General features: G+C 60.5%; 24 protein-coding genes. 6 read left to right on the forward strand and 18 right to left on the reverse strand.

Annotation, left to right across the window (positions count from 1 at the left end; genetic code table 11):
- Nucleotide 1: 1 nt before the first annotated feature.
- Genes ACFWW2_RS18315 through hisD form a run of 6 tightly spaced genes read right to left on the reverse strand, consistent with a single transcriptional unit; the run spans nucleotide 2 to nucleotide 5257 of the window.
- On the reverse strand, nucleotides 2-1117 hold the full coding sequence (locus tag ACFWW2_RS18315) for an alpha-hydroxy acid oxidase (RefSeq protein WP_393930425.1): 1116 nt from the start codon (nucleotides 1115-1117) through the stop codon (nucleotides 2-4).
- On the reverse strand, nucleotides 1118-1672 hold the full coding sequence (gene comE / locus ACFWW2_RS18320; RefSeq protein ID WP_393930427.1) for a sulfopyruvate decarboxylase subunit beta: 555 nt from the start codon (nucleotides 1670-1672) through the stop codon (nucleotides 1118-1120).
- Nucleotides 1669-2175, reverse strand: a complete 507-nt coding sequence (locus ACFWW2_RS18325) for a sulfopyruvate decarboxylase subunit alpha (RefSeq protein WP_393930429.1) — start codon at nucleotides 2173-2175, stop codon at nucleotides 1669-1671. Before ACFWW2_RS18325 ends, comE begins: the two co-directional genes overlap by 4 nt.
- Nucleotides 2176-2212: 37 nt before the next feature.
- Nucleotides 2213-3199 carry a zinc-dependent alcohol dehydrogenase gene (locus tag ACFWW2_RS18330; RefSeq protein ID WP_393930431.1) on the reverse strand — a complete coding sequence of 329 codons (987 nt, stop codon included), beginning with the start codon at nucleotides 3197-3199 and terminating at the stop codon, nucleotides 2213-2215.
- The gene (locus ACFWW2_RS18335) at nucleotides 3196-3957 is read right to left on the reverse strand and encodes an SDR family NAD(P)-dependent oxidoreductase (RefSeq protein ID WP_393930433.1); all 762 of its coding nucleotides are present in this window, start codon (nucleotides 3955-3957) and stop codon (nucleotides 3196-3198) included. The genes ACFWW2_RS18330 and ACFWW2_RS18335 overlap by 4 nt, the downstream gene beginning before the upstream one ends.
- The gene (gene hisD / locus ACFWW2_RS18340; RefSeq protein WP_393930435.1) at nucleotides 3950-5257 is read right to left on the reverse strand and encodes a histidinol dehydrogenase; all 1308 of its coding nucleotides are present in this window, start codon (nucleotides 5255-5257) and stop codon (nucleotides 3950-3952) included. Before hisD ends, ACFWW2_RS18335 begins: the two co-directional genes overlap by 8 nt.
- A gap of 261 nt (nucleotides 5258-5518) precedes the next feature.
- Here hisD and ACFWW2_RS18345 point away from each other — a divergent pair, with 261 nt between their 5' ends.
- Nucleotides 5519-6544 (forward strand): LacI family DNA-binding transcriptional regulator, encoded by a 1026-nt coding sequence (locus ACFWW2_RS18345; protein WP_393931447.1) that lies wholly within the window; start codon nucleotides 5519-5521, stop codon nucleotides 6542-6544.
- Here the strand turns inward: ACFWW2_RS18345 and ACFWW2_RS18350 are convergent, their stop codons facing one another.
- Nucleotides 6545-7543: a hypothetical protein gene (locus tag ACFWW2_RS18350; RefSeq protein WP_393930437.1), complete on the reverse strand. Its 999-nt coding sequence runs from the start codon at nucleotides 7541-7543 to the stop codon at nucleotides 6545-6547.
- A 124-nt stretch (nucleotides 7544-7667) separates the two neighbouring features.
- Here ACFWW2_RS18350 and ACFWW2_RS18355 point away from each other — a divergent pair, with 124 nt between their 5' ends.
- A complete protein-coding gene (locus ACFWW2_RS18355) occupies nucleotides 7668-9713 on the forward strand; it encodes an FAD-dependent oxidoreductase (protein ID WP_393930439.1) in 2046 nt (681 codons plus the stop codon).
- Between the two features lie 63 nt (nucleotides 9714-9776).
- Here ACFWW2_RS18355 and ACFWW2_RS18360 read toward each other — a convergent pair whose 3' ends face one another.
- The 9 genes from ACFWW2_RS18360 to ACFWW2_RS18400 form a co-directional block, all read right to left on the reverse strand.
- Nucleotides 9777-11384 (reverse strand): AMP-binding protein, encoded by a 1608-nt coding sequence (locus ACFWW2_RS18360; protein WP_393930441.1) that lies wholly within the window; start codon nucleotides 11382-11384, stop codon nucleotides 9777-9779.
- A gap of 172 nt (nucleotides 11385-11556) precedes the next feature.
- On the reverse strand, nucleotides 11557-13755 hold the full coding sequence (locus tag ACFWW2_RS18365; RefSeq protein ID WP_393930443.1) for a 3-hydroxyacyl-CoA dehydrogenase NAD-binding domain-containing protein: 2199 nt from the start codon (nucleotides 13753-13755) through the stop codon (nucleotides 11557-11559).
- The gene (locus ACFWW2_RS18370) at nucleotides 13752-14675 is read right to left on the reverse strand and encodes a hypothetical protein (protein WP_393930445.1); all 924 of its coding nucleotides are present in this window, start codon (nucleotides 14673-14675) and stop codon (nucleotides 13752-13754) included. The genes ACFWW2_RS18365 and ACFWW2_RS18370 overlap by 4 nt, the downstream gene beginning before the upstream one ends.
- A gap of 6 nt (nucleotides 14676-14681) precedes the next feature.
- The gene (locus ACFWW2_RS18375) at nucleotides 14682-15893 is read right to left on the reverse strand and encodes an acetyl-CoA C-acetyltransferase (RefSeq protein ID WP_393930447.1); all 1212 of its coding nucleotides are present in this window, start codon (nucleotides 15891-15893) and stop codon (nucleotides 14682-14684) included.
- 22 nt (nucleotides 15894-15915) lie between these two features.
- On the reverse strand, nucleotides 15916-16542 hold the full coding sequence (locus tag ACFWW2_RS18380) for a glutathione S-transferase family protein (RefSeq protein ID WP_393930449.1): 627 nt from the start codon (nucleotides 16540-16542) through the stop codon (nucleotides 15916-15918).
- Between the two features lie 78 nt (nucleotides 16543-16620).
- On the reverse strand, nucleotides 16621-18396 hold the full coding sequence (locus ACFWW2_RS18385; RefSeq protein WP_393930451.1) for an acyl-CoA dehydrogenase C-terminal domain-containing protein: 1776 nt from the start codon (nucleotides 18394-18396) through the stop codon (nucleotides 16621-16623).
- Between the two features lie 41 nt (nucleotides 18397-18437).
- On the reverse strand, nucleotides 18438-18839 hold the full coding sequence (locus ACFWW2_RS18390) for a MerR family transcriptional regulator (RefSeq protein ID WP_393930453.1): 402 nt from the start codon (nucleotides 18837-18839) through the stop codon (nucleotides 18438-18440).
- A 350-nt stretch (nucleotides 18840-19189) separates the two neighbouring features.
- Complete coding sequence (locus ACFWW2_RS18395; protein WP_393930455.1) at nucleotides 19190-19558, reverse strand: MerR family transcriptional regulator; 369 nt, start codon at nucleotides 19556-19558, stop codon at nucleotides 19190-19192.
- Nucleotides 19559-19621: 63 nt separating this feature from the next.
- The gene (locus tag ACFWW2_RS18400) at nucleotides 19622-20761 is read right to left on the reverse strand and encodes a putative manganese transporter (protein WP_393930457.1); all 1140 of its coding nucleotides are present in this window, start codon (nucleotides 20759-20761) and stop codon (nucleotides 19622-19624) included.
- A 107-nt stretch (nucleotides 20762-20868) separates the two neighbouring features.
- Here ACFWW2_RS18400 and ACFWW2_RS18405 point away from each other — a divergent pair, with 107 nt between their 5' ends.
- Genes ACFWW2_RS18405 through ACFWW2_RS18415 form a run of 3 tightly spaced genes read left to right on the forward strand, consistent with a single transcriptional unit; the run spans nucleotide 20869 to nucleotide 23124 of the window.
- The gene (locus tag ACFWW2_RS18405) at nucleotides 20869-21309 is read left to right on the forward strand and encodes a PaaI family thioesterase (RefSeq protein ID WP_393930459.1); all 441 of its coding nucleotides are present in this window, start codon (nucleotides 20869-20871) and stop codon (nucleotides 21307-21309) included.
- Nucleotides 21306-21800, forward strand: a complete 495-nt coding sequence (locus tag ACFWW2_RS18410) for a PaaI family thioesterase (RefSeq protein ID WP_393930461.1) — start codon at nucleotides 21306-21308, stop codon at nucleotides 21798-21800. Before ACFWW2_RS18405 ends, ACFWW2_RS18410 begins: the two co-directional genes overlap by 4 nt.
- The gene (locus ACFWW2_RS18415; RefSeq protein WP_393930463.1) at nucleotides 21793-23124 is read left to right on the forward strand and encodes an MATE family efflux transporter; all 1332 of its coding nucleotides are present in this window, start codon (nucleotides 21793-21795) and stop codon (nucleotides 23122-23124) included. The genes ACFWW2_RS18410 and ACFWW2_RS18415 overlap by 8 nt, the downstream gene beginning before the upstream one ends.
- Here the strand turns inward: ACFWW2_RS18415 and ACFWW2_RS18420 are convergent.
- Together ACFWW2_RS18420 and ACFWW2_RS18425 are read right to left on the reverse strand one after the other, a co-directional pair.
- Nucleotides 23101-24153: a quinone-dependent dihydroorotate dehydrogenase gene (locus ACFWW2_RS18420; protein ID WP_393930465.1), complete on the reverse strand. Its 1053-nt coding sequence runs from the start codon at nucleotides 24151-24153 to the stop codon at nucleotides 23101-23103. The genes ACFWW2_RS18415 and ACFWW2_RS18420 overlap by 24 nt on opposite strands.
- Nucleotides 24150-24482 (reverse strand): DUF952 domain-containing protein, encoded by a 333-nt coding sequence (locus tag ACFWW2_RS18425; RefSeq protein WP_393931449.1) that lies wholly within the window; start codon nucleotides 24480-24482, stop codon nucleotides 24150-24152. Before ACFWW2_RS18425 ends, ACFWW2_RS18420 begins: the two co-directional genes overlap by 4 nt.
- 152 nt (nucleotides 24483-24634) lie before the next feature.
- Between ACFWW2_RS18425 and ACFWW2_RS18430 the strand changes: the two genes are divergently transcribed.
- Complete coding sequence (locus tag ACFWW2_RS18430; protein WP_393930467.1) at nucleotides 24635-26197, forward strand: bifunctional metallophosphatase/5'-nucleotidase; 1563 nt, start codon at nucleotides 24635-24637, stop codon at nucleotides 26195-26197.
- Nucleotides 26198-26300: the final 103 nt, after the last annotated feature.

A 26300-nucleotide genomic window follows, 5' to 3' on the forward strand; every position in this document is an offset into this window, starting at 1 on the left:
GTTAACGGCGCAGCGCGTTGGTCAGGCCCTCATCGGTCAGCGATGTCAGCCCGATCTGCGCCAGTGTGATGCTGGTTTCCGACCGCAGGACGTCCCAGAGCCTGTGCAGCCCCTCTTCGCCGCCTGCTGCAATGGCGAATTGCAGAATGCGCCCGAGGAAGGTGAAGTTGGCCCCCTGGGCATATGCCTTGACCACGTCTTCGCCGCCGCGCAGGCCGGTGTCGAAAAAGAGCGGCATGTCAGGGCCGACTGCGGCCCGGATTTCAGGCAGAACCGCGATTGGGGCTGGCGCCCCTTCCAATTGTCGTGCGCCGTGGCTGGAGACCTGGATGGCGTCGACGCCTGCATCGCGCAGGGCGACGGCGTCTTCGGCATCCAACACGCCTTTGACCACCAGTTTGCCGGGCCACATATCGCGCAGTCGCGTGAGCGTGTCCCAGTTTGCCTTGGCCCGGCTTTCGGTGCGGTCGAATTTGTATCCCGGCATGGCGAAATTCGCCATTTGCGGGCGCCCTTTGAACAGTGCTGTTAGTGACCAGCGCGGGTGCAGGGCGAAGTCGATGAATTGCCGTGGACCTATCTTGAACGGCATGGTGAAGCCATGGCGCAATTCGCGGGGGCGTCGCCCGACCTCTGGTACGTCGACGGTCAGGATGATGGTTTCGTAGCCTGCGGCTTTGGCCCGTTCGACGAGTTTGAAGGTGCCGGTCCCGTCGCCGCTGAAGTACAGCTGGAACCATGCGTGGCCGTCTGCGGCCTCGATCAGTGGCTCCATCGCGGTTGAGGCGACAGTAGAGACGCCAAGCGGGACCTTTTCGCGTGCGGCAAGCCGGGCCAGCATCAGGTCGGCGCCGGGGCCAGAGAGGTTGCACATGCCCATCGGGCTGATCCCGAACGGGGCGTTTGTTTGCGCCCCGAACAGGGGAACGCCAAGCGACCGGGCGCTGACATCGCGCAGGATACGCGGGCGGAATGCGAGCGTATCGAAGGCCGCCCTGTTGCGGTGCGCGCCGGTTTCCTGACCGGCGGCACCGTCGATATAGTCGAACACCATCCAGGGCAGGCGGCGGCGCGCGATGGCCCGCGCGTCTGCACTGGAATGGATGTTCGCGGTCACCTAGCTGGCCACGGCGGTCATGAACCGGTCGCGGATGACAACAGGATCCTTGGTGATGACCGGCAGCTTGATGTTGCCGCTTTCGCATTTGGCGACGATGATGGTCATCCTCTTGCTGTCGATGGCGGCTTGCAGTGTCTTGCCGGTGTCTTCGGCCTGACAGGTGACCACGTTTTCACATCCGCAGGCGGCGGCGACGGCTTCAAGCTTGGTCTTCTTGCCTGCATAGGTCGGCTGGTCGCCGGTGGAGCCGTAGGACCCGTTGTCGATGATCAGCAGGATGTAGTTGTCGGCCACGTTATTGGCGATGGTGGGCAGGGTGCCGAGGTTGGTCAGCACCGACCCGTCGCCATCAATGGAAATCACCGTCTTGGGCTGCGCAAGGGCGAGGCCCAGGCCGATGGAGGAGGCAAGGCCCATCGTGCCCAGCATGTAGAAATTGCGCGGATTGTCGTCGATCATGTGCAGTTCCTGCGAGGGCAGGCCAATATTGCAGACGACAAGGTGCGGGTTCAGGATTGGCGCGATCTCGCGCAGGATTTCAGAACGGATCATTGGTCGCCGTAGCCTCCCCAGAAGGACGCATCCGTCAGGATCGCCACAGGTTTGTTGCACATGAAGGTGTATTTCAGGATCGCGTCGAGTTCGTCGGCGTCGCTTTCCTTGTGGAAATGGTAGGTCGGGATATGCATCTGCGCCAGCAGCGCCTTGGTATGCACGGCCATTTCGACCTGACAGGCGACGGGTTCTCGCAATTCGCCGCGGTAGCTGATCAGCATGGGCAGCGGCATCCGGTAGAACTGTGTCAGGGTGGCCAGCGTGTTGATCGTCACGCCGATGGCGGTGTTCTGCATGATGATTGCGGGCCGCTTGCCCCCCATGAAGGCACCGGCGCAAAGCCCCATGCCTTCGTCTTCCTTGTTGGATGGGATGTGAAAGATTTCTGGCCGTGCTTCGACCTCGTCGATGACCCCGGCGAGCTGTTTGCAGGGGACCGTCGTGATGAATGACACGTCGTTGGCGACGAAGTCATCCACGATTTTCTTACTGATGCTCAAGTCTGGGTTCTCCTGTTCGGCCCGCCGGAGCGGGGTATTAGCTGTGGGGTTCAAGAATGATTTTGGGTGCGGGCGTCCGCCCTGCCCGGATATCGGCAAAGGCGTTGGGGCCTTCTGACAATGGTCGCGCTTCGGTCCAGTCAAGCGGGCCGAGCCGGCCGTCAAATATGGCCTGCGCGGTGTCCCGGAAATCCTGCGCGGTATAGGTGTAGGTGCCGATGAAGGTGATTTCCTGCAGCGTCATCCGCCGGATGTCCAGCCCGCCGGTCCCTTCGCCCAGACCGATATGGCCGATCACGCCGCCGGGGCGTGCATGGGCCGATGCGGTGGCGCGGGTGGCGGCATAGCCGACCCCGTCGATGACAACGTCGAAAAGCGCATTCTGCGGCAGGTCATCGGGGCTGATGGCGTGCTGGTTGCAGTGGCTGATGAGGTAGTCGCGCCGCAGGCCGTTCGGTTCGACAATCGTGATGTCGTGAATGCCCTGCGCCACAAGGCTGAGTGCGGCGCCGAGCCCGATGGCCCCGCCGCCGATCACAAGGGCGGTGCGCGCGCTGGGCAGGGTGTGCCGTGCCAGCCGCACGGCGTGCCAGCCGCAGGCGATGGGTTCGGCCAGCGATGCCTTGGCAAAGGGGATATGTGCGGGAACCGTGACAAGGTTTTCGTCACGCATGGCCACGAATTGCGCGAACGCCCCTTCGCGTGGTGGCATGGAAATGATCTTGCGATCCGGGCAGAGGTTGTCCTTGCCCATCATGCAGGCCGTGCAGGTGCCGCAGCTGACCAGTGGATTGATCGTGACCCGTTCGCCGTCGCGCGGGCCGCCGGTGATCACACCCGCCGCCTCGTGACCGAGGATGAGGGGTGCGGGCCGCCGTTCGTCATGCCCCAGATAGGCATGCATGTCCGATCCGCAGATGCCCACGGCCAGAATCCGGATCAATTGCTGGCCGGGGGTCGGTTGTGGGTCCGGTGCATCCCGGAAGGCCAGTTTTTCGGGGCCGTCGTAAATCAGCGCCTTCATTTCGCGGTGAACCCCCCATCGACCATCAGGACCTGCCCGGTGACATAGGCGGACGCGTCGGAGCAGAGAAAAAGTAGCGGCCCGTTGATATCCTCGAGAGCGCCGTTGCGCCCGATACAGGTTTGTGCGGCGTTGCGTGCCGCGCGGTCCGGGTCGGCAAAGACCGGGCCGGTCAGTTCGGTCGGAAAGAATCCCGGCCCGATGGCGTTGACGTTGATCCCGTGTTTTGACCACGCTTCGGCCATGGCACGGGTCAGTTGCCCGATCCCGGCTTTGGACGCGCCATAGCTGATTCCACCAGGAAAGGCGCGTGTGGTCTGGAGCGAGGCAAAGTTGACGATGCGCCCCCAGCCTTTGGCCTTCATCGCCGGCACAAAGGCCTGAGACAGAAAAAATGGGGCGGCGAGGTTGAGGTTCATGGTGATGTCCCAACCTTCATCAGTCACATTATCGGCGACCTCGCGCGTATTGATCCCGGCCGCGTGCACCATGATGTCAGGCGCGCCGAATGGGGCCACGATCTTGGCGGCGATATCGGCGATCTGGTTGCGCTGGGACAGATCGGCGGCGACGGTTGCCGCGTTTGTGCCGGTTTGTTCTGCCCATTCTTCCAGCGCCTCGGCCCGGCGGGCCACGCCGACCACCTTGGCCCCGGCTGCGGCGAGTGCTGCAGCCGCCTGTTGCCCCAGACCGGCGCTGGCGCCGGTCACACAGGCCACCCGGCCTGTCAGGTCAAACAGGCCAGCGTTGTTATTCATTGCCGGTCAGGTCGAATGTCTCGTCCGGGAAGTATTTGGCAAGGCGCACATCAGCGGCGCGCGCGTGTCCTTCCATGCCTTCCAGCCGGGCGATGCGGGCGGTGGCTTGACCAACCCGCTTTGATCCTTCGCGCGTGGCCTGCTGCCAAGTCACGATCTTCATGTATTTGTGCACTGACAACCCGCCGGTATAGGACGCCGCGCGCGAGGTGGGCAGCACGTGGTTGGTGCCTGCCGCCTTGTCGCCGTAGGACACGGTGGTTTCTTCACCCAGAAATAGCGATCCGTAGCAGCTGAGTGTGTCGCGCCACCAGTTCAGGTCCTCGGCTTGCACGGTCAGGTGTTCAGGGGCGTATTCATCGGATGTGGCCGCCATTTCCTCGCGGTCGGCGCACAGGATCACCTCGGCATAGTCGCGCCATGCGGCAAAGGCGTTTTCGCGGTTCACATCGGGCAGATCGTCAATCAGGCCGGGAACACGGGCCATCACATCCTCGGCCAGCGCGCGGTCATCGGTGACCAGCCACACGGGCGAGTTGTAGCCATGTTCGGCCTGGCTCACCAGATCGGTGGCGACGATATGCGGATCAGCGGTTTTGTCAGCAAGTATCAGGCTATCGGTCGGGCCCGCGATCATGTCGATGCCGACGCGGCCAAAGAGGATGCGCTTGGCCTCGGCCACGAACTGGTTACCGGGGCCGACAAGGATGTTGGCCTTTGGCAGCCCGAAGAGGCCGAATGTCATTGCGGCGACGCCCTGCACACCGCCAAGCGCCATGATTGTGTCGGCCCCGCAGATATGGGCGGCATAGATGATGGCCGGTGCGACGCCGATGTCGGGGCGGGGTGGAGAGGTGGCAATGATATGTTTGCAGCCTGCGACCTTGGCGGTGGTCACCGTCATGATCGCACTGGCGATGTGGCTGTAGCGGCCGCCGGGGACATAGCAGCCCGCGGCATCCACCGGGATCGCCTTTTGCCCGGCGATCAGGCCTGGCACGACCTCAAGCTCCACATCGCTGACGGTGGCTTTCTGCGCTTCGGCAAAGCGGCGCACATTGTCATGGGCGAACTGGATATCTTCCTTGAGTTTCTGCGGCACCAGATCGGCGGCGGCTGCGATCTCTTCCTTGGTCAGGATGATATTGCCGTCATATTTGTCGAACTTGGCCGCATATTCACGGGCGGCGTCATCGCCCCCGGCTTCGATATCCGACAGGATGTTCTGTACGATATCATGCACATCAGAGGCGTCGGATGTGGCGGTCAGCGTTGCTTTTTTCAAGTATTCCCGGGCCATGATGTGCGTCCTCATATCCAAATGTCAGGGGCTGCGTCACACCACCTGCAACGCGGAACGGACTCAGAAAGGGATGGCGGCCTGCAATTCAAGGCGCGTCGCATCATTGAAACACGACAGCTGCGGCATGATTGCACCCTCCCGGTCACAAGCCGATTCTTGCATCTGATGTAAGCCTTTACATTTCTCCATGCAAGCCTTTACATTCCCTAAGGTAAGTTTCAACGAATCCAAACGATGCAAAGGGCACGCGACCTCGGAATGAATGCCGAAAAACCCACACCGACGCTGCATGACGTGGCAGACTTGGCCGGTGTGTCCACCGCCACGGTATCGCGCTGCCTGAACTTTCCCGACCGGGTAAAACAGGCCACCCGCGACAAGGTGATGGCGGCGGTCAATGCGCTTGGCTATGCGCCCAATTTCGGGGCCCGCGCCATGGCATCGCAGCGGACCAACACGATCGGGGCCATCATTCCCACGATGGAAAACGCGGTGTTCGCCCGCGGCCTGCAGGCGTTCGAGGATGAGTTACGCCAACACGGCTTTACCCTGCTGGTGGCCAGTTCATCCTACCGCGCCGATGTGGAAGAGGCGCAGATCAGGTCGCTTGTCGCCCGTGGGGCCGACGCCCTGTTGCTGATCGGTCATGATCGCGACCCGGCGATTTATCAGTTTCTGGAAGGGCAGCGTAAACCGGCGCTGGTCACATGGGCCTATGATCCGGACAATCCGCGCCCGTCCGTGGGGTTCGATAACCGCGCGGCGATGCGGGCCATGGCAGAAAAGGTGCTGGCGCTGCATCATCGCAAGCTGGCGTTGATATCGGCCCCGATGGCGTCAAACGACCGGGCGCGGGCGCGTATGATGGGGATACGCGATGCGATGGCAGCCTATGGTCTGACGCCGGAGGCGCTGGTGGTTATTGAAACGCCCTATGGCATTGAAAATGGAGCTGATGCCTTTGCCCGCCTGATGCAAGCCGATGACAGGCCAACGGCTGTTTTTTGCGGCAATGATGTGCTGGGGGTCGGGGCGCTGCGGCAGGCCCGTGCCATGGGTCTGGACGTGCCGGGCGATGTGTCGGTGGTCGGCTTTGACGATATCGAATTGTCGCAAGTGACGTATCCGGCGCTGACCACAGTGCATGTCCCGCACGGCACGATGGGCCGAAAAGCGGCGCGCGCGCTTGTCGCGATGGTGTTGCACGGGCAGCCTGCAGAGACAACTGCCTTGCCGACCGAGATTGTGATGCGCGGATCACTTGCGGCGATTGATCCGGCGTAATCAGTTATTGCAGATGTTTTGAAGGCTGATCCAATCCGCATCGTCGAGGATCGGTGGCAGGACCTGCCCCGCCAGCGGATCAGGGCTCAGGTCAGCATCGATAATGGCTGCATAGGGGGCATTGGGCACCTGGGCTGCGGCAAAGACCGGACGCAGGCTGTTATCATCCACCTCGGCCCAGGGGGTGGCGACGATCGTGGCTGCGTTGGCCTGCAAAATCTCTGACGGGATTTCCCCGGTCGTCAGCAGTCGAAATGTCGTGCCAAGCCCTGCCTGCCGCAGGACCTGTTCCAGCGGATCGGTGTTGACGCGTGCCGTATGGGCGGCCAGCACATAGCCTGCAGCCACCGCCGGATCATCCGTGCCTTGCAGCACGCCGTGATCCAGCACGATCAATTCACCGGGGATCGCAACCGCCCCTTGCGCCAATTCAGGCACCACCACGATCTGCGTCAGGGTCTTGTGACCAAACAGCCGTTCGGCCAGCCGCCCCGCCGCCTCAACAGCGGATGGTTCGCGGCAGGCCGCCCCGGTCTCGACCTGCATGTGGCCCAGCATCGTGGCCCCGATTTCCGTGCGCTTGGGCAGGGGGACGACGGCCAGTGTCTGCCGGGTCAGGGCCCCGGGCAGCCAGAAGACGGCTAGCAGCACCGTGACCACGATCAGCCCGCCGGTCATCCAGTGGCGCAGCTTGCCGGGTTTGGGCCGTTCCTTGTCCAGTGCCGCGCGCACCTGCTCGATCGCGTCAATCATCATCTCGTCGGAGATTTCAACTGCCTCGCTGGCGTCTTCGTCCGGCGTGTAGATGGCAGGTTGTTCGTCCGGGTTCTGTCGGGTGACGGCGGGCAAGGACCAGTGGGTCAGCGGTCGCCCGGCCTTGTCGGAAATCACCAGCGTCGCATCGCCGAACGACACCACGACATCGCGCCGCTGTTCATCAGGTCCCGCCCGCCAGAGCCCGCCGCTTTCCAGCCGCACGTATTTATCGAGTGCCGTCATTTGCCCCAACTGCCCTTTTCGGCGAGGATACCGCCCTTGGGCGGCGATGTCATGTCGGAAACGGGCAAGACCGGGTAGACCTGCCTGCCGCTCAATGGGGCCAAGCCCAGAAGGAAGAGTGATTATGTCCAAAGACCCGCTGCTGCAGCCTTATCAGCTGAAAAATCTGACACTGCGCAACCGGATAATGACCACCAGCCACGAACCGGCCTATCCCGTGGATGGCATGCCCAAGGACCGCTACATCGCCTATCACGCCGAACGTGCGCGGGCAGGCGTTGCGCTGACCATGACGGCAGGATCTGCCGTGGTGTCCCGCGACAGCCCGCCATCGTTCAACAATGTGCTGGCATACCGGGACGAGGTGGTGCCGTGGATCAGGCGGCTGACGGATGCCTGCCACGACGAAGGCTGTGCTGTGATGATCCAGCTGACACATCTGGGGCGCCGCACAGGCTGGAACCGGGGCGATTGGCTGCCGTCGCTGTCATCCGGTCCGCATCGTGAACCGGCGCATCGTGCCTTTCCCAAAGTGATGGAGGATTGGGACATTGCCCGCGTCATTGCCGATTTTGCCGATGCCGCCGCACGGATGCAGGCCGGTGGCATGGACGGGGTCGAGATCGAGGCCTATGGCCATCTGATCGACCAGTTCTGGTCGCCGCTGACCAACAGTCTTGATGGGCGTTACGGCAATGCGACGTTGGAAACCCGGATGCAGTTCGGGCTGGATGTCGTCGATGCGATCCGCACCCGGGTTGGTCCGGATTTCATTGTCGGTGTTCGGTTTACGGCGGATGAGGCGGCGAAGGGGGGCATCACACCCGAAATCGGTCTGCAGATGGCAGAGGTGCTGAAGGCTACCGGTCAGATTGATTTCTTCAACATCATTCGGGGGCGTGTGCATTCCGACCCTGCCTTGACTGATGTGATTCCGGTGCAGGGAATGCGGTCGGCTCCGCATCTGGATTTTGCCGGTTCCGTGCGTGCGGCCACGGGCCTGCCCACCTTTCACGCCGCCCGTATCTCCGATGTGGCGACGGCCCGGCACGCGATATCGGCGGGTCTGCTCGACATGGTTGGCATGACCCGTGCGCATCTGGCCGATCCGCATATCGTGCGCAAGGTGATGGAAGGGCGGGAGGATGATATCAGGCCCTGCGTCGGGGCGACCTATTGTCTTGACCGGATCTATCAGGGGGGCGAGGCGCTGTGCATTCACAACGCGGCCACCGGGCGCGAATTGCAGATGCCGCAGGTCGTTGCCCCGGCGGGGGTGCGCAGGAATGTGGTGATCGTGGGGGCCGGGCCGGCCGGGTTGGAGGCCGCGCGCGTTTGCGCCGAACGGGGCCACGTGGTGACGGTGCTGGAGGCTGCTGATACCCCCGGCGGTCAGATCCGCCTGACTGCGCAAAGCCCGCGGCGGCGCGAGATGGTGGGGATCATCGACTGGCGCATGGCGCAATGTGCGGCCCGTGATGTCACGTTCCGTTTCAACACGCTGGCGGAGGCTGCGGATGTGCATTCGCTGGCCCCTGATGTGGCGATTATCGCCACGGGTGGTCTGCCCAACCTTGATCTGTTCGAGACGCGGGGTGCTGCGCCCCATGTGATCAGCAGTTGGGATATCCTGTCGGGTGATGTCAAACCGGCGGGGCGTATCCTGATCTATGACGAGGCGGGCGATCATCCGGGGTTGCAGGCGGCAGAGATGGCCGCCGAAGCAGGGGCAGAGGTGGAGGTGATGACCCCTGACCGCAGCTTTGCGCCGGAGGTGATGGGGATGAACCTGACCCCCTATATGCGGGCCCTGCAAAAGCGTTCGGTGACGATGACCGTAGCGCGCCGGTTGCTGGGCGTGGCGCGGGATGGGAACCGGTTGATGGCGACGATCGGGACGGACTACAGCGATTACACAACGGAGGCCCATTACGATCAGGTGGTGGTGAATTACGGGGTCACGCCGCTGGTTGATCTGTATTTCGATCTGCGCGAGGGGTCGTCGAACCGGGGTGAGTTGGATCAGGCGGCGTTTATTGCGGGTGAGCCGCAGGCGTTGAAGACCAACCCCGACGGCACCTATCAGTTGTTCCGGATTGGTGATGCGGTGGCGTCGCGCAATACACATGCGGCGATTTATGACGCGCTGCGGCTGTGTCATGTGATGTGATGGCTGGTGTCGCTGTTTCGCTGACGCGAAATGCGCCCCACCCGCCATCCCGCAGAGGATAGGTCACATCGTTTTGGCCAGTTTGCGCAGTTCGAATTTCTGGATCTTGCCGGTCGATGTTTTTGGCAGTTCCTGAAACACGACCTTTTTCGGTGTCTTGAAACCGGCCAGTCGGGTGCGGACAAAGGCGATCATTTCCGCCTCGTCCGCCTCTGCCCCGTCCTTCAGTTCCACAAAGGCGCAAGGAACCTCGCCCCATTTGTCATCGGGTTTGGCCACCACGGCGCAGAGATTGACCGCCGGGTGGTGCATTAGCGCGCCCTCGACCTCGACCGAGCTGATGTTTTCGCCGCCTGAAATGATGATATCCTTGGCCCGGTCGGAGATTTGCATTGATCCGTCAGGATGCTGGACGGCCAGATCCTCGGAATGGAAGTAACCGCCCTTGAAGGCCTTTTGCGTGGCTTCGGGGTTTTTCAAATAACCTTTCATTACCGAATTGCCACGCATGACGATTTCGCCCTGTGTGGCGCCGTCCCTGGTGACCTGTGCCATGTTTTCATCGACGACGGTCACGTCTTCCATCATCGGCATGGCGACACCTTGCCGGGCCTTGATGGCGGCCTGTTCATCGCCAGGCAGATCGTTCCAGGCCAGATCCCAGATGCATTCGGTGACGTGGCCATAGGTTTCGGTCAGGCCGTAGACCTGTTTGACGTTGAACCCCAGCTTGCCGATGGCCGCCAATGTGGCCGCGGCGGGTGGGGCACCGGCGGTGAAGACTTCGACCACGTGGTCGAAATCGCGCCGTTCCCTGGCGTTGACGATCATGTTCAGCACGATGGGCGCGCCGCCGAAATGGGTGACACCTTCGTCGGCGATGGCGTCATAGATCGCCGATGCCGTGATGTCGCGGCAGCAGACGGCCGTGCCGCCGAGCGCGGGCAGCATCCATGTGTGGTTCCAGCCGTTGCAGTGAAACAGCGGCACGATCTGCAGGTAGCGCATGAAGAGCGGCAGTTCCCAGCTGATCGGCGTGCCCATCGTCATCAGATAGGCGCCCCGGTGGTGGTAGACGACGCCTTTGGGCCTCCCGGTGGTACCGGAGGTATAGTTGAGCGCGAGGCTTTCCCATTCATCCTCGGGCATGATCCAGACGAAGTCGGGATCGCCGGTGGCCAGAAAATCCTCGTAGTCCTGTTGTTCGCCCATACCGGGGACACCTGCCACCGGATCTGGGACTTCGATGATCATCGGCGCGGGGCCTTCCATCTGGTCGATCGCATCCATCGCGAGGGGCAGGAACTGGCTGTCGACCAGTGCGACCTTGGCTTCCCCATGATCGAAAATGTAGGCGACGGTGTCGACATCAAGCCGTATGTTGATTGTGTTCAGGACCGCGCCGCAGGCGGGCACCGCAAACGCGGCTTCGGATTGCGCGGGGATGTTGGGCAGGATCGTGGCGACCACATCGCCGGGCTGCACGCCGGCCTTGGCAAGGGCTGATGCCAGTTGTGACACGCGGCGGTGATATTGCGCATAGGTCAGGCGCTGCTTGCCGTAAACCAGCGCCTCGCGATCCGTAAAGATCCGGGCGGCGCGTTGCAGATGCGACAATGGCGTGAGCGGCACGTAATTCGCGGCACATTTGCCCAGACCCGTTTCATCCATGACCAAACCTCCCCATGGTTACCCAGGCCATTGAACGGAGAATGGCGGCGTCTGACAAGGGGATTCAGGACGGGACCTGTCGGGCCGGTAGGGGATCGGGGTGCGGACCGACTGGCAGCGGGCGGTCACGCGGGGTTGATGCGGCCCCCGTGAAGGGCCGCACCGGGATGTATCAGGCTGCTTTGGCGCTTTGTCCGAAGCGTTTGTAGAATTCCTGACCTTTGTCGGCCATTTCGCGCAGCAGACCGGGTGTCTTGAACCGGTCGCCAAATTCAGCCGTCAACTGATCGCAACGTTCGGCGGCATAAGGCGCGCCGATGATGTCGAGCCAGCTGAACGGACCGCCGGACCATGGGGCAAACCCCCAGCCGAGGATCGCGCCGACATCGCCTTCGCGGATGTCTTCCAGCACGCCTTCTTCCAGTGCACGGACAGCTTCGAGCACTTGCGCGAAGAGCAGGCGGTGCTGCACGGTGGTCAGGTCGGGCTGTTCGTCGGCAACAGGGTATTGCGCAGCCAGATCTTCCCACAGACCCTGACGTTTGCCTTTGTCGTCATAGGCATAGAAGCCGGCGTTGGATTTGCGGCCCAGACGGTTCTGGTCGAACATCCAGAACAGGACCTCGTCCACTTCGCCATCGGGATAGGCATCGCCCATCGCGGCCTTGGTCGCCTTGGCGATCTTCACGCCCAGATCGACGGAGGTTTCATCGACCAGTTGCAGCGGGCCCAGCGGCATGCCGACAAGTTTGGCTGCGTTTTCGATCAGGGCGGGTTCCACCCCTTCCTTTACCATCCGGATCCCTTCGTTGATGTAGGGAATGATGCAACGGTTGGCGTAGAAGAACCGTTCGTCATTGACGACAATCGGGGTTTTGCGGATCTGGCGCACATAGTCGAGCGCCTTGGCCACGGCGACAGGCCCTGTTTCCTTGCCCTTGATAATTTCCACCAGCAGCATCTTGTCCACGGGGGAGAAGAAGTGGATGCCGATGAATTTCTCGGGGTCGTTTGACGCCTTGGCCAGTTGGGTGATCGGCAGGGTCGATGTGTTGGTTGCAAAGATGCAATCGGGGCCGGTGACGGCCTGAACCTTGGCGGTGACGTCGGCCTTGACGCCGACGTCTTCGAACACGGCCTCGACGATCAGATCGCAGCCTTCAAGGGCGGCGTAATCGGTGGTGGCGGTGATCAGGCCCAGCACGGCCTCTTTCTTGGCTTCAGTGACCTTCTTGCGGGAAATCCCCTTGTCCATATAGGCGGTGGTGTAGGATTTGCCCTTGTCGGCGGCTTCCTGTTTGCTGTCGATCAGGACAACCTGGATACCGGCCAGTGCCGAGACCAGCGCGATACCGGCACCCATCATACCGGCACCGATGATGCCGACCTTTTTGACCTTTTGATCAGGGGCTTCGGGGCGGTTCGCGCCTTTTTCCAGTGCTTCCTTGTTGATGAAGAGGCTGCGGATCATGGCCGACGAGCTTGGGTTCATCAGGACGTTGGTGAACCAGCGTGCCTCGATCTTGAGCGCGGTGTCGAACGGGACCAGCGCGCCTTCGTAAACCGCGGACAGCAGCGCCTTGGCGGCGGGGTAGACGCCCTGGGTCTTGCCGTTGACCATGGCGGACGCACCGACGAAGGTCATGAAACCGGCGGGGTGATAGGGTGCGCCGCCGGGCATTTTGTAGCCCTTTTCGTCCCATGGTTTGACGATCTTGGGGTCTGACAGAACCCATTCTTTGGCTTTGGCCAACAGCTCATCCGCTGGCACGACCTCATCAATGACGCCGGCGGCTTTGGCTTTCTTTGGGTCGTTCATCTTGCCTTCCAACAGCAGGGGCGATGCAGCCATCGCGCCCAGTTTGCGAACAAGACGGGTTGTTCCGCCGGCACCGGGGAAGATGCCGACCATGATCTCGGGCAGGCCGATCTTGGCCTTCGGATTGTCGGCGGCAAAGATACGGTGACAGGCCAGCGGCAGTTCCAGACCTATACCCAGAGCGGTGCCGGGCAGGGCGGCCGCAATCGGCTTGCCGCCCTTGTTGGTCTTGGGGTCCATGCCTGCGCGTTCGATCTTGCGCAGCATCTGGTGGCCGGCCATGGTGAAATCAAACAGACCCTGCGCCGGGTTATCGCCGCTTTCGTCGCGGATGCTGGCCAGCACGTTCAGGTCCATGCCACCGGCAAAGGACCCTTCCTTGCCGGATGTGATGATGATGCCCTTGACGGCATCATTGGCAAGTGCGTCGTCAATCAATGCGTTCAGATCCTGCATCGCCTCGCGGCTCATCACGTTCATGGACTTGCCAACGGTGTCCCATGTGATCGTTGTGACGCCATCAGCATCAGTATTCTTTTTAAAGTCGCTCATTTGGATGTCCTTTCGGGATCGATGTCGAGATCGGGCAAACGCGGTGTCGATGACACCTCGGCCCAAAGATGAAAACGGTCGGATGTGTTCAGCATGGCATTGGCGCTGTGGGTCTCACGCCAAAGCCCGTCTTCGCAGCGGACCAGTCTGACGCGGTTGGGATAAGGCGGGATCAGGCGTGTGCCGTTTCGGATCAGGTGGCTTTCGTGGATGCCCCTGATCTCGTCCTCGGCATGGAAATGCGCCTCTTTGGCGATACGAACAAAATCGGTCGCACCCAGGCCTGCGTATTTTGCCGCAAACTTGAAGAACGTCTTGCGCATTTCGTCATCGGTGCTGACGATTTGCACATCTGTTTCGGTCCGCATCGTGTGCGGCAGCCTGAACGATTTCTGGAAGGCGGCGAAGTCACGTCGCATCATGCTGTCGGTCGTTCGGTCCAGATGATCCTGATAGATCGCCATCGCCTTGTCGTCATTCGCCTTCAGCGGTGACATAGCCTTTGCTTGGGGATCGTCGTCGCGCAACGCATATTCGGATTGCATGATTTTCCAAAAGCCGTCGATGCGCCCCAGCACCGAAAACACCGGATAGGGAGGCGATACCGGTTCGCCGTTCGCGATCACATAACTGGTATGTGTCGCCGTCACCCGGTCAGGCCCGTCAAATGCGGCCGCTTCGCAGGTGCGCCGCAGCTCTGTCACGCCAAGGGATTGGAAATGTTGACACATTTTCTGGAATGTCGCCTCAAGGTCGTCACGTGTGACAAGCCGGATTTCACGATTTTCAGTCGTCAGGGTTTGGGGCAACCCGAACACGGCGGCAAAGCTTTCGAAATCCTGTTGCATGAGGGCGTCCGCCGTCACTTTCAGCAGGTATTCCGATACGTCACGCGCTGTTTTGAGTTCGGGTTGCAGCATACTGTCCTAGACGCGCTCGATAATCGTGGCCGCCCCCATGCCGGAGGCGATGCAAAGCGTGGCAAGGCCAGTGCCTTGGCCGGTACGCTCTAGCTCATCCAGCAATGTGCCGATGATGATCGCGCCGGTAGCCCCCAGCGGGTGACCCATCGCGATGGAACCGCCATTGACGTTGACCACGCTGTCATCGACATCAAAGGCCTGCATGAAGCGTAGGACGACCGAGGCGAACGCCTCGTTCACCTCGAACAGGTCGATATCGCTGATCGACATGCCCGATTGTTTCATGATGTGTTCTGTCACGGGGACCGGGCCGGTCAGCATGATGGTCGGATCGGTGCCGATCTTGGCGGTGGCCTTGATCCGGGCGCGGGGTTTAAGGCCCATCGCATCGCCCCATTCCTTGGAAGCGACCAGCACACCGGCGGCGCCGTCCACGATGCCCGAAGAGTTGCCAGCGTGGTGGATGTGGTTGATCCGCTCCAGATGCGGGTATTTCATCAGCGCGACCTTGTCGAAGCCCGGCATGACCTCACCCATCTGCTGGAAGGCAGGGTTCAGCGAACCCAGTGTCTGCATGTCGGTGCCGGGGCGCATGTATTCGTCATGTTCCAGAATCGGCAGGCCGTTCACATCACGCACAGTGACGACGGATTTTTCGAACCGCTGTTCGTCCCATGCTTTTTTCGCGCGCGCCTGGCTTTCCATTGCCAGTTTGTCGGCATCATCGCGGCTGAACCCATATTCAGTGGCGATGATATCGGCGCTGATCCCTTGCGGGACGAAATAGGTGTCCATCGCGATTGAAGGGTCCACTGCAATCGCTGCCCCGTCCGAGCCCATGGCCACACGGCCCATCATTTCAACGCCACCGGCGATATAGGCCTGACCGGCCCCGCCTTTGACCTGATTGGCGGCAAGGTTCACGGCTTCCATGCCAGAGGCGCAGAAGCGGTTGATCGCCAGACCGGGGATCGACTGATCCAGATCGGAGGCCAGCACGGCGGTCCGTGCAAGGCAGCCACCCTGTTCGCCCACTTGGGTCACGTTGCCCCAGATCACATCCTCAACGGCGTGTCCTTCGAGGTTGTTGCGGCTTTTGAGTTCATTGAGCACGCCAGCGGACAGGCGCGCAGCAGTCACTTCGTGCAGGCTGCCGTCTTTGCGGCCCTTGCCACGCGGTGTGCGCACGGCATCATAAATATAGGCTTCGGTCATAAGGTCCTCCGTTGTGGCCGTGCTACCCGAGGGCGCGCGGCATCAGATCATAAGGGTGTTTCCAGCCGGGCTGAGCTGCGATGCGGTCGAGCCAGCTGTTGATATTTGGGTATTGGGTCCGGTCGAAGGTGAAGTCTTCGGTGTAGAACAGGTAACCGCAGCAGGCGATATCGGCGATTGTGATCTCATCGCTGGCCAGCCAGTCGCGGCCATCAAGCTGCGTTTCCAGGATTTTCAGCGCTGAGCCAAGGCGCATCGCCATGAAGGCGTTGACGTCGGCGTTGCGTTTGTCTTCGGGCAGGAAGTTCATGTTGAACCGCAACGGGCCGGCGACGCCGGACACCTTGTGATTGTCAAAAAACATCCAGCGCAGCACATCGCGCCGTTCAGCGGCGGACCGACCGCCCAGTTTCCCGGTTTTGGAACTGATATAGTCCTGAATGACGCCGGATTGGGTCAGGATGGTATCGCCATCTTCCAGTACGGGCACTTCGCCCATGATGTTCAGCGCGCGGAATTCGGGGGTCCGGGTGGCACCTTTGAAGAAGTCCACGAACACAGGTTCCCAAGCCTCATCTACAAGGGTGAGGGTCAGGGCCGCCTTGTAAGCGTTTCCGCTTTCAGCGAAGCAGTGCAGTTTCATGGACATGTAAGAGGCCTCCCAACCCAATCGCGTGACGCATGCTGCGTCGGAGGAGGGCGCGAGTCCCGCGCCCTCTCGATCAGCTTAGAAGTTTGCGGCTTCGAGCGCCATCACAGTGTCGCCACCGGTGTTGATGCGCGACAGATGCATGGATGTGGCAGGCAGTTGGCGCGCCATGTAGTAGCGGCCTGTTGCGATCTTGGTTTCGTAGAATTCGGTGTCAGATGCACCGCCTTCCAGTGCTTCCATCGCAGCCTTCGCCATACGTGCCCACATCAGGCCAAGGCAGACATGGCCCATCATATGCATGAAGTCATAAGACCCCGACAGCGCATTGTTCGGCTTGGTCGCGTTCTGCATGAAGTACATGCCAGCGGCCTGCAGATCCTTGGATGCGGCTTTCAGCGGCTCAAGGAAGTCTTTCTTCAGCGCTTCGTTGCCTTCGTTTTCCTTGATGAAAGTTTTCACCATCTCGAAGAACGCCATCACATGCTTACCGCCATCCTGGGCCAGTTTCCGGCCCACAAGGTCCAGCGCCTGAATGCCGTTGGCCCCTTCGTAGATCATGGCGATCCGGGCGTCGCGGGCATATTGGGACATGCCCCATTCTTCGATATAGCCGTGGCCGCCATAGACCTGCTGGGCTGCTGTGGCGTATTCAAATCCCTTGTCGGTCAGGAAGCCCTTGATGACAGGTGTCATCAGGGAGATCAGGCCGTCCGCATCCGCGTCCTGGTTCTTATGTGCGCGGTCGATCAGGTAGGCGCCCCAGAATGTGAAAGCGCGTGCGCCTTCGACGAAAGATTTCTGGTCCATCAGGTTGCGGCGAATGTCGGGATGCACGATCAGCGGATCGGCAGGGCCATCGGGGTTTTTCACACCGGTCACATCACGCCCTTGCAGACGGTCATTGGCATAGGCGACAGCGTTCTGATAGGCGCTTTCGGCCTGGGCATAGCCTTGCAGGCCCACACCCAGACGTGCCTCGTTCATCATGGTGAACATGGCACGCATGCCTTTGTGTTCGTCACCGACGAGGAAACCGGTGGCTTCGTCGTAGTTCATCACACAGGTCGAGTTGCCGTGGATGCCCATTTTCTCTTCGATCTTGCCGCAGGCGACACTGTTGCGGGCGCCAAGTGAACCGTCATCGTTGACCATGAACTTGGGCACGATGAAGAGCGACACGCCCTTGATGCCTTCGGGGCCGCCTTGAATTTTGGCGAGGACAAGGTGGATGATGTTGTCGGCCATGTCGTGTTCGCCAGCCGAGATAAAGATCTTCTGGCCAGAGATTTTGTAGGACCCGTCACCGTTTGGCACAGCTTTGGTGCGCATCAGGCCCAGATCGGTGCCGCAATGCGGTTCGGTCAGGTTCATGGTGCCGGTCCATTCGCAGGACACCATTTTGGGCAGGTATTTCTGTTTCTGCTCGTCGGACCCATGCGCGTAGATCGCGGAATAGGCACCGTGGGTCAGACCCTGATACATGTTGAACGCCATGTTGGCGGACACGAACGGCTCTTGTGCTGCAGTGTGCATGACATACGGCAGGCCTTGGCCACCATAGTCCGGATCGCAGTCCATGGCGGTCCAGCCGCCTTCTTTCATCTGCTCGAAGGCTTCTTTGAATCCAGTTGGCGTGCGGACGACACCATTTTCCATCACGCAGCCTTCGGTATCGCCCACCACGTTCAGGGGGTGCAGGACTTCGGTTGCGATGCGGCCGGCCTCTTCGACAACGGCACCGGTGAAATCGCGGTCAAGGTCTTCGAAGCCTTCGATATCCTGTTCGCTGACTTTCAGCAGATCATGCAGGACAAACTGGATGTCTTTGGTCGGTGCGTTGTAAATCGGCATGTGGTGTCTCTCCTCAGGTCGTATGTGGTCATCGCGGCGGTTTAGGCCGCGACTGATTTTTCCTTGCTCAGCTGAGCCAGTTTATCTGCGCCCCAGGCCATCTGTTCCTTAAGTTCGCCAATGGCTTCTTCAAGTTCGGCTTTCTGGGCTTCCATGTCGGCCAAGTGTTGCTGGGCCAGTTCGTATGTCTTGGACAACTGGGCCTCTTGCCCGTCATCCATGTGATAGAGGTCCAGCAACTGGCGAATTTCTTCCAGGCTGAAGCCAAAGCGTTTACCGCGCAGGATCAGCTTGAGCCGGGCCCGGTCGCGTTTGGTGAACAGACGCTTCTGGCCTTCGCGGATCGGGAACAGCAGTTCCTTGGCTTCGTAGAACCGAAGCGTCCGGGGCGTTACATCAAAAGCGTCACACATTTGGCGGATGTTCATCGTTTCTGTCGTCATCGTTTCGTTCCTCATGCGGGTTTCGATGCCACGCATTTGCGGAGTCGTGGGCCACCATACAAGCAAAGCTGACGTTAACGTAAACGGAACGTGGCGTCATTTGCAGGCTGACGAAAGGTCAGCAAAAATGACGCAGGGTCAGGCGCAATTAAAAAACAGGGAAAAATTTCACGGAATTCCCCGCAAACGTTTAAAATAAGGGTTTTTGCGGATTATCAAAACGATGATTTCAGCATTTCTAAACGAAACGGGTCCGTTTTTGGTCCGTCAAATGCGGCTTTACTGACGGTGTTGTGATCTTGCGGGGGCTGGTTGACGCAATGTCAGCCAGCGAAACGCGGGGCGCGTCGTCAGCCCAGCGTCTTTGCCGTCTCGTCGCGCAGCGATTTCAGCTCGGCCATTGTGTCTTCCAGCTGCTTTTTCTGTTCCGCCAGTTCGATCATCTGCTTGTCGGCCAGCGTGATCCATTCGCGCATCTGCGCTTCGGTGCCTTCGTTTTCATAGATCATCAGCCATTGCCGGATGTCTTCCAGCGAGAACCCAAAGCGTCGCCCGCGCAGGATCAGCGTCATGCGCGCCAGTTCCTTTGGCCCATAGAACCGCGAGCGTCCTTCTTTTTCGGGCGTCAGCAGCTCGATATATTCGTAATAGCGGAGCGTGCGCGGTGTAACGTCGAACTCTGCACACATCTCTTTGAATGAAAGACGTTTTTCTGACATGGCGACCTCCCTTGGCCCCACCGTAGCGTCAAGTTTTCGGTGGGGCAACGGCGGATCAGCGACCTAGTTCATGAAGCCGGGGGCGAAGAAATAGAATGCATAGGCAGCAATCAATGCGGGTATGGTCGAATAGACGGTCGCCCAGATCGCAGCCTTCGGGTTCAGCGCGATGGCGGGGAACAACGCATCCCCATCATTCGAAATCGCATTGCCCATCAAGGCGGCGAACGGAATCAGCCCGTTGACATAAAGTGTCGTCACCAGAACTTGCGGGCCGCAGCCCGGTACAAGCCCAATAATAATCGCAATCAATGGCAGCAGAGGTGCTACGGCGCTGAAGCTCGCCTCCAGATCAAGGCCGGTGAAGGCGACGATATAATCATAGGCCAGATAGGCCCCGATCACCCAGACGGAGATAAAGGCGGTTTCTTCTGCCATGCGCGTGACCGGGCTGTCCTTGGCATTGGTCATGGCCGTCAGGCGCGATGTGGCCCATATGCCGATCCCGACAGCGGTGCCGGCAAGCCCGACAATGGGGACCAGTGATCCATATACCTCGTAAACATCTAAACCCGACAGTTGCGTGACGCCGATGATCAGGCCGGGGATGGCCAGCGCCAGAAAGGCATAGTCCTTGGCCCGTGTCTTGCCGACAAGCGGGGCCAGTTCGCATTGCTGCGATGTATCAACCTGCATCTTGTCACCCGCCAGCGCATCTACCACCCAACCTGACAAAATGCCGATGGCGAACGAGAGCGGTAACACCACAATCGCCGCATCCGGTCGCGTTGCAATCAGCAGAAAGGCCGCGTCGCCCATCGTCGCGGTCAGCGCGGCAACGACCGCCCCGAAACCCACATTGCCTGACGAATAGGCGGCCACAACCACAACCGCGCCGCCACAGCCCGGCGTTGCGCCCAGCAATGCGGCGAGCGGAACCTGAAAACCCTTTGCGCCTTTTAACGCCTCGCCGATGTCGAATTTGAAAATCCGCTCTGCCCCGTAGAACAACAGCAGGGTCGCTGCCACAAAGGCGGAGACCTGAACATAGGCATCAATCATCAGCCCGCGCGTCAGTTCACCCAGAAATCCAGGGGCGACTGCGAGGGCCAGCAATAGCATGGCAACGATCAGGCGTTTGACGCGGAAAGGCCCGACAAGGCGGGGTAACACAACGGTGGGCAGATTCGTGGACGTATCCATTCGCCAGATCCTTGTTGCGAATTATTCTTAATTGCAGATATAGCACTTGCAGTCACCTCGGCAAGTGCGAAGTTGCACTCAATTCTGCCGCGCACGAAGGAGTGATCATGTCCGATGAACAAAAGGCCCGCAGGGAGCTTCTTGCCCGCAAATTCATCGAGGCGATCCCCCATGCCCGTGCGCTGGGCATGGACCTGACCGAGATCGGGGATGGCAAGGCCACGATCTGCATGGATTATGATGACCGCTTTGTCGGTGATCCCGAAACCGGTGTCATCCATGGGGGGGCAGTGTCCGCCCTGATGGATACCTGCGGCGGGGCCGCCGTGATGGCCCATCCGGAGGCCCCGATCGGAACGGCGACGCTAAGCCTGCGGATTGATTACATGCGACCGGCCACACCGGGTGATCGCATCACGGCCACGGCGGATTGTTATCATGTGACCCGTTCGGTTGCTTTTGTCCGCGCCACGGCTGTTGATGGCGACCCAAGCCGCCCGGTCGCGACCGCCACTGGCACCTTTACCCTGGAAAGGCCAAAATCATGAGCCGCCGCCCTGAACCCGTGCAAATCGTCAAGCAACGCCGCGATGCGACCCTGCGCAAGCTGGTCGAATGTGTGCCTTACATGCAGTATCTGGGGATTGAGATTGACCGGCGTGGTGATGAGCTGACCGGCATCCTACCGTTTGATGAAGCGCTGATCGGCAACCCAATGCTGCCCGCGTTGCATGGCGGGGTCACCGCGGCGTTTCTTGAGGTGACCGCGATCATGGAACTGAGCTGGGCCATGGTGTGGGAAGATATGGAGGCCGGGCTGGTCACCGATCACGCCCCGCGGATCCGCCTGCCCAAGACAATTGACTTCACGGTTGACTACCTACGGTCCGGCCTGCCGCGCGATGCTTATGCCCGCGCCCGGGTCAACCGGTCGGGCCGCCGTTATGCATCGGTCCATGTCGAGGCTTGGCAGGATAATCGCAGCAAGCTGTTTGCGCAGGCAACGGGCCATTTCCTGATGCCGCCGCGCGATGGCTGAGACGCTGACCAACCGGCGCGTTCTGAAGATCGCGCTGCCCATCGTGCTGTCGAATGCGACCGTGCCGATCCTTGGCGTCGTCGATACCGGCGTCGTGGGGCAATTGGGCGAGGCCGCGCCAATTGGTGCCGTCGGAATCGGTGCCATCATCCTGTCGGCCATCTACTGGATTTTCGGCTTCCTGCGGATGGGGACAACGGGCCTGACATCGCAGGCGAGCGGGGCAGGGGATACGGACGAGGTGGATGCCCTGTTGTCGCGGGCTTTGTTGATCGGGTTCGGGGCAGGGGCGGTCATCATCCTCGCTCAGGTCGCGTTGTTCCACGGGGCCTTTTGGGTCGCACCCGCCAGTGAGGAGGTTGAGACTCTGGCACGCCAATACATGGTGATCCGGGTCTGGTCTGCCCCGGCCACAATCGCACTTTACGGGATCACAGGCTGGCTGATCGCGCAGGAACGCACCCGCGCGGTGCTGGCGATTCAGTTCCTGATGAATGGCAGCAACATCGCGCTGAGCTACTATCTGGGGTTGGAACTGGGCTGGGGGGTCGAAGGCGTGGCATGGGCCACGTTCATGGCCGAATGGTCGGGGCTGGCGCTGGGCCTGTGGCTGTGCCGCGCGGCATTTGCCGGGACCGCGTGGCGCACCGCCGCACGGGTTTTTGATCTGGTGCGCCTGAAACACATGGCTGTCGTGAACACTGACATCCTGATCCGGTCGGTGTTGTTACAGGCGATTTTTGTCAGCTTCTTGTTCTATGGCGCGGAGTTTGGCGATGTGCCGTTGGCGGCCAACCAGATCCTTGTCCAATTTCTCAACGTGACGGCCTACGCACTGGATGGGTTCGCCTTTGCAGCCGAGGCGCTGGTGGGCCGGGCGTTAGGGGCGAAAGCACGCGGAGAGTTGCGGCGCAGTGCGGTGCTGAGCAGTGCGTGGGGTGCGGGGACCTGCGTCGTGCTTGCCATATGCTTTGCAATGTTCGGCACAACGGTCATCGACATCATGGCCAAATCGGTAGAGGTGCAGGAGGCCGCGCGTGTCTATCTGCCTTACATGGTCGCGGCCCCTATTGTGGGGGTCGCGGCATGGATGCTGGATGGGATATTCATCGGGGCGACCCGGACAGCGGATATGCGTAACATGATGATCGTGTCGACCATCGTCTATTTTGCTGCTGTCATCCCTTTGATGGCTGCCTTCGGCAATCACGGGCTGTGGCTGGGGTTGCATGTCAGCTTTGTGGTGCGCGGTCTGACACTGGCCTGGAAATATCCGGCGCTTGAGGCTGCCGCCGCGCCCTCAAAGCCAGTCGTTGCGGCCTGATCCAACGGCGTCGGCCACGTTGTCAAATCCGTCCCGGGCCAGCAGTTCATTAAGACCTTTGGCAATATCATCGACCAGTGAAAGCCCGCCATAGACCAGTGCGGTGTATAGCTGTACCGCCGATGCACCGGCCCTGATTTTGTCGTAGGCTTGAGCGGCGCTGCCGATCCCGCCGACCCCGACAATAGGCAGGTCCGTCAGCGCCGCCAGTTGAGCCAGAACCCGTGTCGATTTCTCGAAAAGCGGCTGACCTGAAAGGCCACCGGACTCAGCCTTGTGCGGCCCGTGCAGCCCGTCCCGATCAAGCGTGGTATTGGTGGCGATGATTGCGGCGATGCCCGATGTGTTGGCGACTTCGGCGACCTCGCCGATTTCGTCTGGCGTCAGATCCGGCGCGATCTTGAGGAATATGGGGATGGGTTTGGTCAATTCTGCCCGCGCGTCCATGACTTGGCTTAGAAGCGCGGCAAGTGCTGCCTTACCCTGCAAGTCCCGCAGTTTCTCGGTGTTGGGCGATGACACATTGACCGTGGCGAAATCCACATGGGGGCCGCAATGCGCCAGCACCGTGGCGAAATCTGCGGATTTGTCGCTGCTGTCCTTGTTGGCCCCAAGGTTTAACCCAACGACCCGACCCGCCGGACGCCGGGCGAGCCTTTGGGCGATGGCCGTCATCCCATCGTTGTTGAATCCGAACCGGTTGATGGCCGCCTTATCCTGAGCCAGCCGGAACAAGCGTGGTTTGGGGTTGCCCAGCTGTGGGCGCGGGGTCGCGGCCCCGACCTCCAGAAAGCCGAAACCTGTACGGGCGAGCGGATGCAGTGCCGTCGCATTCTTGTCAAAGCCCGCCGCCAGGCCGATGGGGTTCGGCAGATCGAGACCGGCGAGCGTTGTCTGCAACCGATCAGTGATAAACGGCCCGCCGCGAGGCCCCAGCCCAGCGTTGAGCGCATTGAGTGCCATGCCATGGGCGCGTTCGGGATCCACCTGACGCAAGGCGGCCAGCCCGATCTGTTCCAGCAGCTTCATTCCAGCTCCGGAAACTGGTGGACGCCATCAACGATGGGCAGCGGCTTGTGCCATTTGACATCCGACAGGCGCAATTTGCGGTAAAGATGCGGGAAGAGCGTGCCGCCGCGCGAGGCCTCCCATTTCAGGCTGTCCAGCCCTTCGGCTTCTACCGCCAGCAGAACCAGACCTTCCTCGTCCTTGAAATAGAGCTCGGCCGTGCGCGCGACGGTGTCGGAGCCCGAAAAGTGGATGTAGCCGTCGGTCACATCAATCGGGGCGCCATCGGTCTCACCTGCGGCCTGCAATGCGGCCCATTCGTCGGCCCGGAAGATTTTATAGATCAGCATGCGCGCGTCATCGCGCGCACGGCGCGCAAGGTCAACCCGCAGAGCTGTTACAAAATTGACGTAAGGTCCGTTCGGCACAGGTTGGCGAAGCCGTTTGACTCTACCCATGGCGGGGGTCAATCTGGCCTGCATAACAACAGGGGGAAATCCAAATGATTTCGCGAATTCTAACGACAACCTGCGCTTTGGCGCTGACGGCGGGCACAGCCTATGCCGATTATACTTTGCACGTAATTCACATCAACGATCTGCACAGCCGGATCGAACCGATCAACCGCTTTGATTCGACCTGCAATGCCGAAGACAACGCCGCTGGCGAATGTTTTGGCGGCATCGCGCGCGTGATTACCAAGATCAATGAGTTGCGCGAGGAACTGGCTGGCGAAAACGTCATCGTGCTGGATGCGGGCGACCAGTATCAGGGCAGCCTGATGTACACGACCTACAAGGGCGATGTGGAGGCTGAATTTGCGGAACTTATCGGCTTTGACGCCATGGCCGTAGGCAACCACGAATTCGACGATGGCGATGAAGGGCTGCGCAAGCTGACCGATAATGTGTCCTTCCCGATCATTTCGGGGAATATCGACGTGTCCAGTTCCAATATTCTGGCCGGGCAGGTCGAAAACCATGTGGTTCTTGAGATCGGTGGACAGAAAATCGGTATCGTTTCGGCGCTGGCCGTTGATACAGTCGAAACCTCCAGCCCGTCGGATGCCGTTATCTTCACCGATGAAGCGGAAAGCCTTAGCGCCGATGTTGCAACGCTGGAGGCCGAGGGCGTCGACAAGATCATTGCGCTGACCCATGTCGGTGTGAACAGAGACAAGATGATCGCTGAAAACGTCGCCGGACTTGATGCAGTTGTGGGCGGGCATTCTCACACGCTGTTTTCGAACACGGAAGAAGGGGCGATGGCCTATCCGACCATGGTCGGTGACGTACCGGTCGTGCAGGCTTATGCCTATTCAAAGTACATTGGTCATCTGGTGCTGGAATTCGATGATGCTGGCAACGTGACCTCTGCCTCTGGCGATACCATCCTGCTGGATGCAAGCGTGGCCGAGGATGAAGCTGCGGTCGCACGCGTGGCCGAATTGGCCGGCCCCATCGAAGAGATGAAGAACCGGGTTGTGGCCGATGCCGCAGAACCCATTGAAGGCGACCGTTCCGTTTGCCGCGCGATGGAATGCCCGATGGGTAATCTGGTGGCCGATGCGATGCTGGACCGGGTCAAGGATCAGGGCGTTCAGATTGCGATCCAGAATGGTGGCGGTCTGCGTGCATCCATTGACGCGGGCGAAGTGACGATGGGCGAGGTGCTGACAGTGCTGCCGTTCCAGAACACGTTGTCGACATTTGAGGTCACGGGTGAAGCAATTGTAGCGGCGCTTGAAAACGGGGTTAGCCAGATCGAAGAAGGTGCCGGGCGGTTCCCGCAGGTGGCTGGCATGACCTTTGCAGTCGATGCTGCAGCCGAGCCGGGGTCGCGGATTTCCGATGTCATGGTGGGTGGCGAACCCATTGATCTGGCTGCGACCTATGGTGTGGTGTCCAACAACTACGTCCGCAACGGTGGCGACGGCTACGCGATGTTCGAGGGCGCAGCAAACGCCTATGATTTCGGTCCTGATCTGGCCGACGTCACGGCAGAATACATCGCGGCAAATGCGCCTTACACGCCCTACACGGATGGGCGCATCACGATGAAATAGGCCAGCAGGCTTTGCAAAACGGCGCGCCGCGGGAAACTGCGGCGCGTTTGCGTATCTGAAAGGGTAGAGTTGCAAAAGAGGCGCGTTGGTTTCTTGACGTTAT

Source organism: Yoonia sp. R2-816 (genome assembly GCF_046762905.1).
GTDB lineage: Bacteria > Pseudomonadota > Alphaproteobacteria > Rhodobacterales > Rhodobacteraceae > Yoonia.

Bases quoted from the DNA above. Each gene is read 5' to 3' on its own strand.
- ACFWW2_RS18390 (WP_393930453.1), bottom strand. From the start codon at position 18,839: ATGACGACAGAAACGATGAACATCCGCCAAATGTGTGACGCTTTTGAT.
- ACFWW2_RS18330 (WP_393930431.1), bottom strand. From the start codon at position 3,199: ATGAAGGCGCTGATTTACGACGGCCCCGAAAAACTGGCCTTCCGGGAT.
- comE (WP_393930427.1), bottom strand. From the start codon at position 1,672: ATGATCCGTTCTGAAATCCTGCGCGAGATCGCGCCAATCCTGAACCCG.
- ACFWW2_RS18360 (WP_393930441.1), bottom strand. From the start codon at position 11,384: ATGGATGAAACGGGTCTGGGCAAATGTGCCGCGAATTACGTGCCGCTC.
- ACFWW2_RS18410 (WP_393930461.1), top strand. From the start codon at position 21,306: ATGAGCCGCCGCCCTGAACCCGTGCAAATCGTCAAGCAACGCCGCGAT.
- ACFWW2_RS18375 (WP_393930447.1), bottom strand. From the start codon at position 15,893: ATGACCGAAGCCTATATTTATGATGCCGTGCGCACACCGCGTGGCAAG.
- ACFWW2_RS18350 (WP_393930437.1), bottom strand. From the start codon at position 7,543: ATGACGGCACTCGATAAATACGTGCGGCTGGAAAGCGGCGGGCTCTGG.
- ACFWW2_RS18425 (WP_393931449.1), bottom strand. From the start codon at position 24,482: ATGCTGATCTATAAAATCTTCCGGGCCGACGAATGGGCCGCATTGCAG.
- ACFWW2_RS18385 (WP_393930451.1), bottom strand. From the start codon at position 18,396: ATGCCGATTTACAACGCACCGACCAAAGACATCCAGTTTGTCCTGCAT.
- ACFWW2_RS18430 (WP_393930467.1), top strand. From the start codon at position 24,635: ATGATTTCGCGAATTCTAACGACAACCTGCGCTTTGGCGCTGACGGCG.
- ACFWW2_RS18380 (WP_393930449.1), bottom strand. From the start codon at position 16,542: ATGTCCATGAAACTGCACTGCTTCGCTGAAAGCGGAAACGCTTACAAG.
- ACFWW2_RS18345 (WP_393931447.1), top strand. From the start codon at position 5,519: ATGAATGCCGAAAAACCCACACCGACGCTGCATGACGTGGCAGACTTG.
- ACFWW2_RS18405 (WP_393930459.1), top strand. From the start codon at position 20,869: ATGTCCGATGAACAAAAGGCCCGCAGGGAGCTTCTTGCCCGCAAATTC.
- ACFWW2_RS18335 (WP_393930433.1), bottom strand. From the start codon at position 3,957: ATGAATAACAACGCTGGCCTGTTTGACCTGACAGGCCGGGTGGCCTGT.
- ACFWW2_RS18420 (WP_393930465.1), bottom strand. From the start codon at position 24,153: ATGAAGCTGCTGGAACAGATCGGGCTGGCCGCCTTGCGTCAGGTGGAT.
- ACFWW2_RS18370 (WP_393930445.1), bottom strand. From the start codon at position 14,675: ATGCTGCAACCCGAACTCAAAACAGCGCGTGACGTATCGGAATACCTG.
- ACFWW2_RS18395 (WP_393930455.1), bottom strand. From the start codon at position 19,558: ATGTCAGAAAAACGTCTTTCATTCAAAGAGATGTGTGCAGAGTTCGAC.
- hisD (WP_393930435.1), bottom strand. From the start codon at position 5,257: ATGGCCCGGGAATACTTGAAAAAAGCAACGCTGACCGCCACATCCGAC.
- ACFWW2_RS18365 (WP_393930443.1), bottom strand. From the start codon at position 13,755: ATGAGCGACTTTAAAAAGAATACTGATGCTGATGGCGTCACAACGATC.
- ACFWW2_RS18415 (WP_393930463.1), top strand. From the start codon at position 21,793: ATGGCTGAGACGCTGACCAACCGGCGCGTTCTGAAGATCGCGCTGCCC.
- ACFWW2_RS18355 (WP_393930439.1), top strand. From the start codon at position 7,668: ATGTCCAAAGACCCGCTGCTGCAGCCTTATCAGCTGAAAAATCTGACA.
- ACFWW2_RS18400 (WP_393930457.1), bottom strand. From the start codon at position 20,761: ATGGATACGTCCACGAATCTGCCCACCGTTGTGTTACCCCGCCTTGTC.